General features: G+C 34.9%; 9 protein-coding genes. 5 read left to right on the forward strand and 4 right to left on the reverse strand.

The window, feature by feature from the left end:
• The first annotated feature begins 10 nt into the window (after window positions 1-10).
• The 5 genes from rplJ (at window position 11) to ACRHNM_RS11160 (ending at window position 9,766) form a co-directional block, all read left to right on the forward strand.
• Window positions 11-532 carry a 50S ribosomal protein L10 gene (gene rplJ, locus ACRHNM_RS11140; RefSeq protein WP_431136553.1) on the forward strand — a complete coding sequence of 174 codons (522 nt, stop codon included), beginning with the start codon at window positions 11-13 and terminating at the stop codon, window positions 530-532.
• A gap of 58 nt (window positions 533-590) precedes the next feature.
• Entirely contained in the window at window positions 591-968 is a 378-nt protein-coding gene (gene rplL / locus ACRHNM_RS11145; protein ID WP_431136555.1) for a 50S ribosomal protein L7/L12, read from the forward strand.
• A 124-nt stretch (window positions 969-1,092) separates the two neighbouring features.
• Window positions 1,093-4,905 (forward strand): DNA-directed RNA polymerase subunit beta, encoded by a 3,813-nt coding sequence (gene rpoB, locus ACRHNM_RS11150; RefSeq protein WP_431136557.1) that lies wholly within the window; start codon window positions 1,093-1,095, stop codon window positions 4,903-4,905.
• A 73-nt stretch (window positions 4,906-4,978) separates the two neighbouring features.
• Entirely contained in the window at window positions 4,979-9,280 is a 4,302-nt protein-coding gene (rpoC, locus tag ACRHNM_RS11155) for a DNA-directed RNA polymerase subunit beta' (protein ID WP_431136559.1), read from the forward strand.
• 171 nt (window positions 9,281-9,451) lie between these two features.
• Window positions 9,452-9,766, forward strand: a complete 315-nt coding sequence (locus tag ACRHNM_RS11160) for a DUF3467 domain-containing protein (RefSeq protein WP_431136575.1) — start codon at window positions 9,452-9,454, stop codon at window positions 9,764-9,766.
• A 264-nt stretch (window positions 9,767-10,030) separates the two neighbouring features.
• Here the strand turns inward: ACRHNM_RS11160 and ACRHNM_RS11165 are convergent, their stop codons facing one another.
• The 4 genes from ACRHNM_RS11165 to ACRHNM_RS11180 form a co-directional block, all read right to left on the reverse strand.
• The gene (locus tag ACRHNM_RS11165) at window positions 10,031-10,261 is read right to left on the reverse strand and encodes a (4Fe-4S)-binding protein (protein ID WP_431136561.1); all 231 of its coding nucleotides are present in this window, start codon (window positions 10,259-10,261) and stop codon (window positions 10,031-10,033) included.
• Between the two features lie 180 nt (window positions 10,262-10,441).
• Window positions 10,442-12,307 carry an OmpA family protein gene (locus tag ACRHNM_RS11170; RefSeq protein ID WP_431136563.1) on the reverse strand — a complete coding sequence of 622 codons (1,866 nt, stop codon included), beginning with the start codon at window positions 12,305-12,307 and terminating at the stop codon, window positions 10,442-10,444.
• Between the two features lie 11 nt (window positions 12,308-12,318).
• A complete protein-coding gene (locus tag ACRHNM_RS11175; protein WP_431136565.1) occupies window positions 12,319-13,257 on the reverse strand; it encodes a PorP/SprF family type IX secretion system membrane protein in 939 nt (312 codons plus the stop codon).
• A partial coding sequence (locus ACRHNM_RS11180) for a gliding motility-associated C-terminal domain-containing protein (RefSeq protein ID WP_431136567.1) occupies window positions 13,257-16,570 on the reverse strand: 3,314 nt, incomplete at its 5' end. The genes ACRHNM_RS11180 and ACRHNM_RS11175, both read right to left, overlap by 1 nt.

Raw genomic sequence — 16,570 nt, forward strand, 5'->3', positions numbered from 1 at the left:
CTTTATTATTATGACAAGACAAGAAAAATCACAAGTAATTGAAGAGTTGACTGCTCAATTAGCAGATAATGCAAATATTTATCTAGCTGATATCTCAGGATTGAATGCAGGTAACACTTCAGATTTACGTCGCGCTTGTTTTAAGGCAAACGTGCAATTAAGCGTAGTAAAAAATACATTATTAACAAAAGCTATGGAAGCTTCCGAAAGAGACTTCGGAAACCTTCCTACAGTGTTAAAAGGTAATACCTCTGTAATGTATTCTGAAACTGGTAATGCTCCAGCTAAAGTAATTAAAAACTTCCGTAAAAAATCTGATAAGCCTTTGCTTAAAGGAGCTTTTATTGAAGAAGCAATTTATATTGGCGATGATCAATTAGACATGTTAGTAGATATCAAGTCTAGAGAAGAATTGATTGGAGATATTGTATCATTATTACAGTCGCCAGCTAAGAATGTTATTTCAGCACTTAAATCAGGTGGTGGAACATTAGCAGGTATTATCAAAACATTATCCGAAAAAGAAGGATAATCAAATAAGTACGCACTTAAACAAATTATATTATTAAAAATTATTAAAAACGGTAGAAATGGCAGATTTAAAAGATTTCGCAGAACAATTAGTTAATTTAACAGTAAAAGAAGTTAATGAATTAGCTACAATATTAAAAGACGAATATGGTATTGAACCAGCAGCAGCTGCAGTAGCAGTAGCAGCAGGTGGAGCAGCAGCAGGCGGAGACGCAGCTGAAGAAAAATCAGAATTCGACGTAATCCTTAAAGCAGCAGGTGGTTCTAAATTAGCTGTTGTAAAATTAGTTAAAGAATTAACTGGTTTAGGATTAAAAGAAGCTAAAGGTTTAGTAGACGATGCACCAAGTGCTATCAAAGAAGGTGTTGCTAAAGATGAAGCTGAAGCTCTAAAATCTCAATTAGAAGAAGCAGGAGCAGAGGTTGAGCTTAAGTAAGCTTAACAAACCTACAAATTATGGTTTAGGTCTTTCGAAACACTCGGAATGACCTAAACCCTTTTGTGTATATAAAGCGTACGCAAAAAAACAAATTTTTTTTTAATCAAAATCTCGTTCATCGATGTTAGCAAATACAGCTGAAAGATTAAATTTCTCTTCCATAGTAAACAGAACTGATTATCCAGATTTTTTGGATATTCAAATTAAATCCTTTCAGGATTTTTTCCAGTTAGAGACAAAATCAGAACAAAGAGGAAATGAAGGATTGTATAATACCTTCATGGAAAACTTTCCTATTACAGATACACGTAACCAATTCGTATTAGAATTTCTGGATTATTTCATTGATCCACCACGTTATTCAATTGAAGAATGTATCGAAAGAGGATTAACATACAGTGTGCCATTAAAAGCGCGTTTAAAACTGTATTGTACAGATCCTGAGCATGAAGACTTTGAAACCATTGTTCAAGATGTATATCTGGGAACAATTCCTTATATGACACCTAGTGGAACCTTCTGTATAAATGGTGCAGAACGTGTAGTTGTATCACAGTTACATAGATCTCCTGGTGTATTCTTTAGTCAATCATTCCATGCGAATGGAACAAAATTATACTCTGCAAGAGTCATCCCTTTTAAAGGATCTTGGATAGAATTTGCTACAGATATCAATCAGGTAATGTATGCTTACATTGATAGAAAGAAAAAGTTACCTGTTACAACATTATTTAGAGCGATAGGTTTTGAACGTGATAAAGATATATTAGAGATTTTTGACCTTGCTGAAGAAGTTAAAGTATCAAAATCAGGTCTTAAAAAAGTCATTGGTCGTAAATTAGCTGCTCGTGTTTTAAATACATGGCATGAAGATTTTGTAGACGAAGATACAGGAGAAGTAGTCTCAATCGAACGTAACGAAATTGTTCTAGATCGTGACACAGTTATAGATAAAGACAATATTGAAGAAATCCTTGAGGCTGGAGTAAAAACAATTCTTTTACACAAAGAAAGTGCACAACAAGGAGATTATGCAATTATTCATAATACATTACAGAAAGATCCAACAAACTCTGAAAAAGAAGCTGTTGAACACATTTATCGTCAATTACGTAATGCTGAGCCGCCAGATGAGGAGACAGCACGTGGTATCATTGACAAATTATTCTTCTCTGACCAACGTTACTCATTAGGTGAAGTAGGTCGTTACAGAATGAACAAAAAATTACAGTTAGATATCGGAATGGATAAGCAAGTGCTTACCAAAGAAGATATTATAACTATTATTAAATACTTAATTGAATTAATCAATTCTAAAGCAGAGATTGATGATATTGATCACTTATCAAACCGTCGTGTACGTACAGTTGGTGAGCAATTATCTTCTCAGTTTGGTGTTGGTTTAGCGCGTATGGCTCGTACCATTCGTGAGCGTATGAATGTTCGTGATAATGAAGTATTTACTCCAATTGATTTAATTAATGCGAAGACTTTATCTTCTGTAATTAATTCTTTCTTCGGAACAAACCAGCTATCTCAATTTATGGATCAAACCAATCCATTAGCAGAGATTACACACAAACGTCGTCTATCAGCTTTAGGACCAGGAGGTTTATCAAGAGAAAGAGCAGGTTTTGAGGTTCGTGATGTTCACTACACGCATTACGGAAGACTTTGTCCAATTGAAACTCCTGAAGGACCAAACATTGGATTAATTTCATCTTTATCTGTGTATGCAAAAGTAAATTCAATGGGATTCATTGAAACACCTTACAGAAAGGCAGATAGTGGCGTTGTTGATATTAAAAACACACCTGTTTATTTAAGTGCAGAGGAAGAAGAAGACATGTTAATCGCTCAGGCGAATATTCGTGTAGATGATAAAGGAAAAATATTAGAAGATAAGATTATTGCACGTCAGGAAGGTGATTTTCCGGTAATTGATCCAGCTAACGTACATTACACAGATGTTGCTCCTAACCAGATTGCTTCGATATCGGCATCCTTGATTCCGTTCTTAGAGCATGATGATGCCAACCGTGCATTGATGGGATCTAACATGATGCGTCAAGCAGTACCTCTATTGCGTCCTCAAGCTCCAATTGTTGGAACTGGTCTTGAACGTCAGGTCGCTTCCGATTCTCGAGTATTAATCAATGCTGAAGGTGATGGTACTGTTGAGTACGTTGATGCAAATGAAATTACAATAAAATACGAGCGTACAGAAGAAGAAGCAATGGTAAGTTTTGAGAGTGATACTAAAACTTATCCATTGGTGAAATTTAGAAAAACAAACCAAGGTACATCTATTAACTTAAAGCCAATCGTCGAGAAAGGTGATAAGGTAAAAAAAGGACAGGTACTTTGTCAAGGTTATGCTACTGAAAATGGAGAATTAGCATTAGGTCGTAACATGAAAGTAGCATTTATGCCGTGGAAAGGTTACAACTTTGAGGATGCTATCGTAATTTCTGAAAAGGTTGTTCGTGACGATATATTTACATCAATTCATATAGATGAGTATTCATTAGAAGTTAGAGATACTAAATTAGGTAACGAAGAATTAACTAATGATATTCCTAATGTTTCAGAAGAGGCTACTAAAGATCTTGATGAAAATGGTATGATTAGAATTGGAGCAGAAATTAAACCTGGTGATATTCTTATTGGTAAGATTACACCTAAAGGGGAATCTGATCCTACTCCAGAAGAAAAACTACTACGTGCTATCTTTGGTGATAAAGCAGGTGATGTAAAAGACGCGTCTTTAAAAGCATCTCCTTCATTACATGGTGTTGTTATTGAGAAAAAATTATTTTCAAGAGCTATTAAAGATAAACGTAAGAGAGCAAAAGATAAGGAAGATATTGAAGCATTAGAAAACATCTACTACAAGAAGTTTGATGATTTACAAGCTGTTTTAGTTGAAAAATTATTCGCTCTGGTAAATGGAAAAACAGCTCAAGGTATCTATAATGATTTAGGTGAAGAAATCATTCCTAAAGGAAAGAAGTACACACTTAAAATGTTAAATGCTGTAGATGATTATACACATTTAACTTCAGGAACTTGGACAACTGATGACCATTTAAATACTCTGGTTGCAGATTTAATTCACAACTATAAGATTAAAGAAAATGATCTTCAAGGATCATTACGTCGTGAGAAGTTTACCATTTCTGTAGGTGACGAGTTACCAGCAGGTATTATCAAATTGGCTAAAGTTTATGTTGCTAAAAAACGTAAATTAAAAGTAGGTGATAAAATGGCAGGTCGTCACGGGAATAAAGGTATTGTTGCTCGTATCGTTCGTCAGGAGGATATGCCATTCTTAGAAGATGGAACACCTGTTGATATCGTATTAAACCCGTTAGGTGTACCATCTCGTATGAACATCGGACAGATTTATGAAACGGTTCTTGGTTGGGCTGGACAAAAATTAGGTCGTACGTATGCAACACCAATTTTCGATGGAGCAACTCTAGATCAAATCAACGCGTTTACAGACGAAGCTGGTGTACCAAGATTCGGTCATACATATCTATATGATGGTGGAACAGGAGATCGTTTCGACCAACCAGCAACAGTAGGTGTGATTTATATGATTAAGTTAGGTCACATGATTGACGATAAGATGCACGCACGTTCAATTGGTCCTTACTCATTAATTACGCAACAACCTCTTGGTGGTAAAGCCCAATTTGGTGGTCAGCGTTTTGGTGAGATGGAAGTTTGGGCACTTGAGGCTTATGGAGCTTCAGCTACATTACGTGAGATCTTAACAGTTAAATCTGATGATGTGATAGGTAGAGCTAAAACTTACGAAGCTATCGTAAAAGGAGAGCCAATGCCAGAACCAGGACTACCTGAATCTTTCAACGTACTCATGCACGAATTGAAAGGATTAGGATTAGATATTAGATTAGAAGAATAATAAAACAGTTGATAGTATTCGGTTTGCAGGTAACACTGTCAACTGAATACTGATTACTGAATACTATAATAAAATGGCAAGAAGACAAGATAAGAATACAATTCAGAAATTTAATAAAATTTCTATTGGTCTAGCATCTCCAGAATCTGTTTTGGCAGCATCTCGTGGTGAAGTTTTAAAACCAGAAACTATTAATTATCGAACACATAAACCTGAACGTGATGGTTTATTCTGTGAGCGTATTTTTGGTCCTGTAAAGGATTTTGAATGTGCTTGTGGGAAATATAAAAGAATACGCTACAAAGGAATCGTATGCGACCGTTGTGGTGTTGAAGTAACTGAAAAGAAAGTACGTCGTGATCGCGTAGGACACATCAATCTTGTTGTGCCTGTAGCGCATATCTGGTATTTCCGTTCGTTACCAAATAAAATAGGATACTTACTTGGTTTACCATCTAAACGTCTGGATATGATTATCTATTACGAACGTTATGTGGTAATTCAACCAGGTGAAGCCATGAATGCTGAAGGAGAACCATTACAAAAAATGGATTTCTTAACAGAAGAAGAATACTTAAATATTCTTGAAACACTTCCGAAAGAAAATCAGTACTTAGAGGATACAGATCCGAATAAATTTATTGCTAAAATGGGAGCGGAATGCTTAATAGACCTTTTAGCAAGAATTGATTTAGATGATTTATCATTTGAATTACGTCACAAAGCAAATACAGAAACGTCTAAACAACGTAAAACTGAAGCTCTAAAACGTTTACAAGTTGTTGAAGCATTCAGAGATTCTAACTTGAATAGAGAGAATAGACCAGAATGGATGATCATGAAGGCTATTCCAATTATTCCGCCAGAATTAAGACCATTAGTGCCTTTAGATGGTGGACGTTTTGCAACATCAGATTTAAATGATTTATACCGTCGTGTTATTATTCGTAACAACCGTTTAAAGCGTTTAGTTGAAATCAAGGCACCTGAAGTTATTCTTCGTAATGAGAAACGTATGTTACAAGAATCGGTAGATTCATTGTTTGATAATACACGTAAAGCTTCTGCAGTAAAAACAGATTCTAACAGACCTTTAAAATCATTATCAGATTCCTTAAAAGGTAAGCAAGGACGTTTTCGTCAAAACTTACTAGGTAAGCGTGTTGATTATTCTGCACGTTCTGTAATTGTTGTTGGACCAGAATTAAAACTCTTTGAATGTGGATTGCCAAAAAATATGGCAGCTGAACTATACAAACCTTTTATCATTAGAAAACTAATTGAAAGAGGAATTGTAAAAACAGTAAAATCTGCTAAGAAAATTATAGATAGAAAAGAGCCTGTTGTTTGGGATATCTTAGAAAATGTTCTTAAAGGGCATCCTGTATTATTAAACCGAGCTCCTACATTACACAGGCTTGGTATTCAGGCGTTTCAGCCAAAACTAATTGAAGGAAAAGCGATTCAGTTACACCCATTAGTGTGTACTGCATTTAATGCCGATTTTGATGGTGACCAGATGGCTGTGCATTTACCGTTAGGTCCAGAAGCAATTTTGGAAGCACAATTATTGATGCTAGCATCACATAATATCTTAAACCCAGCAAATGGTTCTCCTGTAACAGTTCCTTCTCAAGATATGGTACTTGGTTTATACTATATGACTAAGCTCAGAAAATCTGATAAAGATTATACTGTAAAAGGTGAAGGTTTGACATTCTATTCTCCTGAAGAGGTAACCATTGCATATAATGAAAAGAAAGTAGATTTAAATGCAGGTATAAAAGTAAGAACTCAGGATTTTAATGAAGAAGGTGAATTAACCACTCAAATTATTGAAACAACTGTTGGACGTGTACTTTTCAACGAAAAAGTACCAGCAGCAGCAGGATATATAAATGAAGTTTTAACTAAGAAATCTTTAAGAGATATCATTCATGGTATTTTAAAGGTAACAAGTGTGCCTGAAACAGCGGCATTCTTAGATGAAATTAAAACTCTAGGATATAAGTTTGCTTTCCAAGGTGGTTTATCTTTCAGCTTAGGAGATATCATTATTCCATCTGAAAAACAAGATATGATTGACAAAGCCAATACGTTGGTTGATGGAATCATGGGTAACTATAACATGGGATTAATTACAAATAACGAACGTTATAACCAAGTTATTGATATCTGGACGTCTACTAATGCTGAATTAACAGAGTTATCCATGAAACGTATTCGCGAGGATCAACAAGGATTTAATTCAGTATTTATGATGCTTGATTCTGGAGCTCGTGGATCTAAAGAACAGATTCGTCAGTTAACAGGTATGCGTGGATTAATGGCGAAACCTAAAAAATCTAATGCAGGTGGTGGTGAAATTATTGAAAACCCGATTCTTTCTAACTTTAAGGAAGGACTTTCAATTTTAGAATACTTTATCTCAACGCATGGTGCTCGTAAAGGTCTTGCCGATACAGCACTTAAAACTGCCGATGCAGGTTACTTAACGCGTCGTTTGGTAGATGTATCTCAGGATGTAATTATCTACACCGAAGATTGTGGTACTTTAAGAGGTATTGAAGTGAATCCTCTAAAGAAAAATGAAGAGATTATTGAAAAACTTGAAGCAAGAATAGTCGGACGTACCTCATTAAATGATGTGTATGATCCAATTACTGAAGAGCTTTTAGTTGGAGCGGGTGAACATATTAACGATGCTATTGCTAAACGTATTGGAGATTCTCCACTCGATGCAGTAGAAGTACGTTCTGCATTAACTTGTGAAGCTAAAAAAGGGATTTGTTCTAAATGTTACGGTCGTAATTTAGCGACAGGTAAAATGGTACAAAGAGGTGAAGCTGTTGGTGTTGTGGCTGCACAATCAATTGGAGAGCCTGGTACACAACTTACTTTACGTACATTCCACGTTGGTGGTATTGCAGGTAATATTTCAGAAGAAAATAAGTTAACGGTTAAGTTTGATGGTATTGCTGAAATTGAAGACCTTAAAACTGTAAAAACTAAAGATAACGAAGGAAAAGATGTTGATGTTGTTATCTCTAGAACTTCAGAATTGAAACTGGTTGATACAAAAACAGGTATCACATTAAGCACAAATAATATTCCTTACGGATCATTCATCTATGTAAAACCAGGAGATAAAGTGAAGGCTGGAGATGTAATATGTTCTTGGGATCCATACAACGGTGTAATTATTTCTGAATTTGCTGGTAAGGTACGATATGAAAATATCGAACAAGGTATCACATATCAAGTTGAAATTGATGAACAAACAGGTTTCCAAGAGAAAGTGATTTCTGAATCTAGAAACAAGAAATTAATTCCAACACTTCATATTGAAGATGCAAAAGGAGAAGCTATACGTTCTTACAATTTACCTGTAGGCGCTCACTTAATGATTGATGACGGAGAAAAAATTAAGGTTGGTAAAATCTTAGTTAAGATTCCTCGTAAATCTGCAAAAGCAGGTGATATTACAGGTGGTCTTCCTCGTGTAACTGAATTATTTGAAGCACGTAACCCTTCTAATCCTGCTGTTGTTAGTGAGATTGACGGAGTTGTTTCGTTTGGTAAAATAAAAAGAGGTAACCGTGAGATTATCATAGAGTCTAAATTAGGTGAGATTAAGAAATACTTAGTTAAATTGTCTAATCAAATTCTTGTACAAGAAAATGATTATGTTAAAGCTTGTATGCCTTTATCTGATGGTTCAATAACTCCTAATGATATTTTAAATATCAAAGGCCCTTCTGCAGTGCAACAATACTTAGTAAACGAAGTACAAGAGGTATATCGTTTACAAGGAGTGAAAATTAACGATAAGCACTTCGAAGTCGTTGTAAGACAAATGATGCGTAAAGTTAGAATCATTGATTCTGGTGATACAATTTTCCTAGAAGATCAATTAGCTCACAAAGCAGATTTTATTGAAGAAAACGATAAGATTTTCGGAATGAAAGTTATTGAAGATGCAGGTGATTCTCAAACGTTAAAACCTGGACAGATTTTAACAGCGAGAGAATTAAGAGATGAAAACTCAATATTACGTAGAGAAGATAAAGCATTGGCTACTGCAAGAGATGCAAAACCAGCAACTGCGACTCCTATTCTACAAGGTATTACAAGAGCATCGTTACAAACGAAATCATTTATTTCTGCGGCATCGTTCCAGGAAACAACTAAGGTTCTTAACGAAGCAGCTGTAAATGCTAAAGTAGATGATCTTGAAGGTTTAAAAGAGAATGTTATCGTAGGTCATAGAATTCCTGCAGGAACTGGTGTTAGAAAGTTTGATAACATTATTGTAGGTTCCAAAGAAGAATTCAATGAAATGATGAAAGCTAAAGAAGAAATGAACTATAATTAATTTGTCATTCCTACGATATTTAAGATTCACGAATACCTTATTGAAGGTTAGTATGAATGATCAATGTAGGAATCCTTAAAATAAAAGCCTTCATACATTAATTTGTTTGAGGGCTTTTTTAATAAAATATTAATAACAATCTTCCTTTATGGAAGAACAAACAAGTTTATGATGGCGGAAGAAAATAAGAATAAGAAACAAGGAATTAATATCGAGTTAGATGAAAAAATCGCTGAAGGAACCTATTCTAACTTAGCAATTATAAATCACTCAGTATCAGAGTTTGTGGTTGATTTTGTAAGCATAATGCCTGGTACTCCCAAGAGTAAGGTGAAATCTAGAATTATATTAACGCCACAGCACGCTAAACGTTTGCTAAAGGCTTTAGGAGATAATGTGAATAGGTTTGAGAAAGCTCATGGTGAAATCAAAGATTATGAGCAACCTCCAATTCCATTAAATTTTGGACCAACAGGTCAGGCTTAGAATTTAAAGCATAAAGTAATTTATGGTTAGTTATAGGAGGTTCTCAAAATACTTTACAGAGCAACCTCCAATTCCATTAAATTTTGGACCAACAGGTCAGGCTTAGAATTTGAAGCATAAAGGAATTTATGGTTTGTTATAGGAGGCTCTCATAATATTTTACTGAGCAATGTCCAACAGCATAGAATTTCAAACCTAATGATCAGTTATAAAAAATCCCTGTGAATTATAATTCATAGGGATTTTTTAATTATTAATTATGGCTTATGCGACGTCTTTTTGGTTGACATTAAATTTTAAAGCACCAGAAGGACATTTTTTTACTTGTCGAATTATTTTATCTGTAGATTCACCATCTAAGTCTATCCATGGAATAACAGATTGACGAAATACATTTGAAAGTTCTTTAGCACAACGCTCAGCGTTTATACATTGGCAAGGATTGTAAGTAACAGTAATATCATTATTACTGAAAACATGAGGTGTAGTTTTCATAGGTAGATCAATTTTGGGGTTTAATCTTAGTATTAAGATATGTACTATTACGTTTTAGTAATCAAAAAATCGATTAAATGTAAGAAATAAACGATAAAGTGTAATTTTTAAAACAGATTATCGACGAACTGTAGCAGATAAAGTGATTATAATTGTAAGAAAAATCTTTTGTCAAAAAAATTATTTCACAATAATAAATTCACATCTCCTGTTTACTGCATGTTCATTTTCAGTACAATTGTCACCACAATCCACCAGCAATTGACTTTCCCCATACCCAATAGCAGTTAGTCTCGAGGATGCTATTCCTTTAGAAATAAGATAATCGAGTGCTGAATATGCTCTGTTTTTAGAAAGTTCCAGATTGTACTCAACAGAGCTTCTATTATCTGTATGTGCACCTAATTGCACTTCCATTCTAGGATATTTTTTCATTAGATTCACAAGCACATCGAGCGTTCTTGCTGCTTGAGTTTTAATATCCCATTTATCCAAATCAAAATATATGTTTTCTAATTCGATATACACATATCCATCTTCTTTTTCAACAATAATTTCTTCTGCATCATCATAGGATTCTAATTCTAATTCGATATTTAATTCAATTTTACCGGAATCATCTGTATCGAAATCAACATTTTTAGGAATGTATAAAGGTTTAAAACCTTCAACTTTATATTTAGTGTTAGGTTTAGTTTTAAAGGTATATCTACCATTTTCAGAAACCTTAACTGAATCAATTGCTGTATTGTTTTCGTCAAATAATGTAATCATGGTATTAGGTAATAGTTCTTTAGAATTTTTGTCTTTTACAGTACCTTCAACAATAAATGTTCTTGTATTTTCTTCTCTGGTAAAAACGTACAGGTTATCTGCTCCATCTCTGTTTGATGAGAGAAATCCTTTATTATGTTCAAAATCTACTACAAAAGAGAAATCATCGGTAACAGAATTTAAGGTCTCTCCAAGATTTAGAGGTGTGTCCCAATTATTGGCGTTTTGTTCAGACATAAAAATATCTAATCCACCAAAACCCTGATGCCCATTCGACGAAAAGTAAAGGATGTTTTCTTTACTAAAGAACGGAAATTGTTCCCTATGTTTTGTATTTATTTTTTCGCCAAGGTTTACTGGTTTTCCAAAACCACCATCTGTTAAGTTAACATAGTAGATGTCAAAAGATCCAAAACCGTTTGGCATATCGCTTGAAAAGTAAAGTCTCCCATGCTCTTCATCTAATGCTGGGTGTTGTGTAGAGTAGAAATCACTACAAAACGGGAGTTCTTCAGCTTCAGACCATGTGCCTTCATCGAAAGTACTTTTAAAGAGTTTTACTGTGGCTATTTTTTTGTCTTCAATCTCATGTCGTTTAGCATTAGTTCTGGAAAAATACATGGTTTTTCCGTCTTTGCTCAAGGCAGCGTTGCTTTCGTGAGTTGAAGAATTTACAGAATTCTCTAATGGAGAAACATTAATAAGTGATGCTTCTTCTGTTAATTGACCTTTAAACAAATCTAAGTAAGGCTTATCATTCCATGTATAATGCTTAGAAGTGTTTTCTCTAGAAGATGCAAAAATGACCTGCTCTCCAAAAAAGTTCATACCAAAATCTCCTGGGTTACTTCCAGATTTTATTTTTTTAACATCATAAACATATGGCACTCCATTTTCAAGTGCTGAAATAAAATGTTCTGTATTGATTCTTTTAGAATGTAACATGCTCATTATAGAATCGGCCATTTTTACTTTATAAGCACCATAAAGTGCATGAGCAAATCTAAAATTAGTGTCTTCTGAAAATTCTGAACCAGAATAATTTGAGGCTTTTACATATGTATTTGAAGCCATTTCCATAAGACCATTGTAATAATAACAATCTGCCAAATTAATAAAGGAAGCTTTATCATTAGCAGCTTCTTCGTATATAGAAGCGGCTTTTACGTAGGCACGTTCTAAAAAAAGTTTATTTGCCTTTTTTAGCTTAGACTCTTGACTGTATGTCATGTGACTAAAACAAAATACCATTAATAAAAGTCTATAATACATTGTTTCTGAGTTTAAAAGAATCTTGGTGATTTGTCATATCCTTTTCCAGATCTAGAAAGATCAAATAACAGCATAATTTCATGTGTTCCAGAATTGAAACGACCTAAATTCGAGACTGTATAATCATAAGCGTATCCTAATCGAATTGCTTCAGATATTCTTAAATTAAATAATCCACTTATACCATCGTCGATTCTGTATGCTAAACCAAATTCGATTTTATCGTTATATAAAATATTTGAAGTTAAATCAACTGAAAGAGGAGCTCCAGCAACAGATTTCGCCATAAATGCAGGTTTGAGCTTTAAACGATCGCTTATATCAAAAACATAACCACCAGTGGTATAAAAATGTAATGCTTCAGATCCTTCAGTAACAATACCGCTATCATCATCTAGATGTTTTGATTGAAGTAAGTTTGGAATAGAAAAACCAAAATAAAACTTTTCTGTAAAATAAAAGGCACCTGTACCGATATTGGGAAATACTCTACTTAAATTTTCAGCGAATGCGGAATCAGGTAAAGGGTCAGAATATACAAAACCATTAAAATCGGTTGAAAAAAATGAAAGTCCAGCTTTTACACCCAATGATAGTTTAGAAGTTTCTCCAACAGGAAAAACGTATGCTATATCAAAAAAAAGATTTGTGTCTTTTACAACATCACCAATTTGATCATGAACTATAGAAATCCCGCCTTCTAACTTATCAGTTAGGGTTGTATGAGCAAAAAAAGATGCTGTGCTTGGAGCACCAACCGCTCCAACCCATTGAGATCGATATAGTAATCCTAAATTTATTTTATCTGAATCATCTGTAGCATAAGCAGGATTAATTACACTCATGTTATACATATATTGAGTATACTGAGCATCTTGTTGCGCAAAAGATTTGCTCAAAGCCCAAATACTTAATATCATAAAAGTTAATATGTACTTTTTATATGTCATTATCTACTTAAATAAACTCTGCCCTGTTTTTTTGATCTAATTCCATCGTTAAATTCTAATATGTAGAAGTAAACACCAATTGGTACAACGCCTCCACCAACTCGACTTGTGGTTGTTGTTCCATTCCATCTAGGCGAATTAATATCGCCTTTATATAATTTATTACCATTTCTATTGTATATGGTAAGTTTAAAGTTAGGATATAATTCTTCTAGATTATTGATTACAAAAGTATCATTTATACCATCTCCATTTGGGGAAAATCCATCAGGAATTAATAAATCTTCATCACATGGTCCTATGTTTACAATAACCTCCAAACGATCAATGCTTGAACATCCGTTATCAGTGGTAATGGAAGCATAATAGCTTTCACTATCTTGGAGTAAGTAGTCATTATTTAATAATTCGTTACCGTTTTGTGTTGAATACCACTCCACTGAACCATCGGTTATAATATTATTAGTTAAATTTTGAATAGTAGCATTTTCATTAGTGCAAAAGAAATTACCATTTTCAGAAAGCTCAGGTGTAATAGATTCAAAAATTTCAAAAGTAAAAGGTTGAACATTACTTAAATCTGCTTGACAATTTGTATTTACATTATAAAAGTCAACTAAAATAAATTCATAAAGTCCAACATTTGAAAAATTAGTTTCAGGAATTATAAAATTACCAACTCCATTAGTAATCTCTATAGTCTGTGTTTCAGTGAAATTATCCATTCCCATAATATCGTATGTAATTACATAATCTCCATCTAAAAGTAAATCCATATTAGATAATGAGGTATTTAAGTTTTGTCCAGCACAGATATTTGGAATATTAATGATTAAGCCTGTAATATCAGGATTCTCAACAAAGGTAACTGTTATCTCAGAAGAGTCCGCTAAATTACATTCTGCTTGATCTACAGTATAGGTATACACACCAGCAGGATCAATATTAGGGTCAAAAATACCCGAACCACTAGCCAGAGCAGGAGACCAGATTCCACCAGTATCAGGCATACCACCAAGACTATCAAATAGATCTACTGAAGTTGTATCATCTTGACAAAGGGTAAGAATTGCATCAGTACCTGCAGAAGGGTTAGGAATAAAATTTACAATAACACTAGAGGAATCATCGTCACAAACAGGATTAGTACTTGTTACTGTATAGGTATACACACCAGCAGGATCGACATTAGGATCGAAAATATCAGAACCACTGGCCAGAGCAGGAGACCAGATACCACCAGTGTCAGGCGTACCACCAAGACTATCAAAGAGATTTACTGTAGTCGTATCATTTTGACAAAGGTTAAGTATTGCGTCAGTACCAGCAGAAGCATTTGGAATGAAATTAACTATAACAGTAGCAGAATCATCATCACAAGTTGTATTAGTACTTGCTACCGTATAGGTATACATACCAGCAGAATCGACATTGGGATTAAAAACACCCGAACCACTGGCCAGAGCAGGAGACCAGATGCCACCAGTATCAGGCGTACCACCAAGACTATCAAAGAGATTTACCGTGGTTGTATCATCTTGACAAAGGTTAAGAATTGCATCAGTACCTGCAGAAGGGTTAGGAATAAAATTTACTATTATGTTAGCAGAATTATCATCGCAAACAGGATTAGAGCTTGTTACAGTATAGGTATATACACCAGCAGGATCGACATTAGGATTGAAAATACCAGAACCACTGGCCAGAGCAGGAGACCATGTGCCACCAGTATCTGGTGTACCACCAAGACTATCAAAGAGATTTACTGTAGTCGTATCATTTTGGCAAAGGTTAAGTATTGCGTCAGTACCAGCAGAAGCATTTGGAATGAAATTAACTGTAACAGTAGCTGAATCGTCTTCACAAGTAGGATCAGTACTTGTTACCGTATAGGTATACACACCGGCTGAATCGACATTAGGATTAAAAACACTGGAACCACTGGCTAGAGCGGGAGACCAGGTGCCACCAGTATCAGGTGTGCCACCAAGACTATCAAAAAGATTTACCGTGGTTGTATCATCTTGACAAAGATTAAGAACTCCGTCAGTGCCAGCAGAAGTATTCGGAATAAAAGTAACTGTAACAGTAGCCGAATCATCATCACAAGCAGGATTAGAACTTATAACTGTATAAGTATACACACCATCAGGATCGACATTAGGGTCAAAGATACCAGAACCACTAGCAAGAGCAGGAGACCAGGTGCCACCAGTATCAGGTGTGCCACCAAGGCTATCAAAGAGATTTACTGTTGTTGAATCATTTTGACAAAGGTCAATCGTTCCATCTGTGCCAGCTATAGGATTTTGAAAAATTGTAATTATTATCTCAGAAGAGTCAGTTAAATTACATTCAAATTGATTTACAGTATAGCTATATACACCAGGAGGGTCGACATTAGGGTCAAAGATACCCGAACCACTGGTAAGAGCAGGAGACCATGTACCACCAGTATCAGGCGTACCACCAAGACTATCAAAGAGATTTACTGTGGTTGTATCATTTTGACAAAGATCAATCGTTCCATCTGTACCAGCTATAGGAGGCTGAATAAAAGTAACTGTAACAGTAGCCGAATCGTTTTCACAAACAGGATTAGAACTTGTAACTGTATAGGTATACACACCATCAGAATCGACATTAGGATTAAAAATACCAGAACCACTAGCCAGAGCAGGAGACCAGGTGCCACCAGTATCAGGTGTGCCACCAAGACTGTCAAAGAGATTTACTGTGGTTGTATCATCTTGACAAAGATCAAGAATTGCGTCAGAACCAGCAGAAGCATTCGGAATAAAAGAAACTGTAACGGTAGCTGAATCGTCTTCACAAGCAGAATTAGAACCTGTAACTGTATAAGTATACACACCAGCAGAATCGACATTAGGATCGAAAATACCAGAACCACTAGCCAGAGCAGGAGACCATGTACCACCAGTATCAGGCGTACCACCAAGACTATCAAAGAGATTTACTGTAGTCGTATCATTTTGACAAAGGTTAAGAATTGCATCAGTACCAGCAGAAGGGTTAGGAATAAAATTAACTATAACAGTAGCCGAATCATCATCACAAGTTGTATTAGTACTTGCTACCGTATAGGTATACACACCAGCAGAATCGACATTAGGATTAAAAACACCCGAACCACTGGTCAGAGCAGGAGACCATGTACCACCAGTATCAGGCGTGCCACCAAGGCTATCAAAGAGATTTACTGTGGTTGTATCATTTTGACAAAGATCAAGAATTCCATCTGTACCAGCTATAGGAGGCGGAATAAAAGTAACTGTAACAGTAGCTGAATCGT

The sequence above is a fragment of the Psychroserpens mesophilus genome (assembly GCF_050617655.1).
Taxonomy (GTDB): domain Bacteria; phylum Bacteroidota; class Bacteroidia; order Flavobacteriales; family Flavobacteriaceae; genus Psychroserpens; species Psychroserpens mesophilus_A.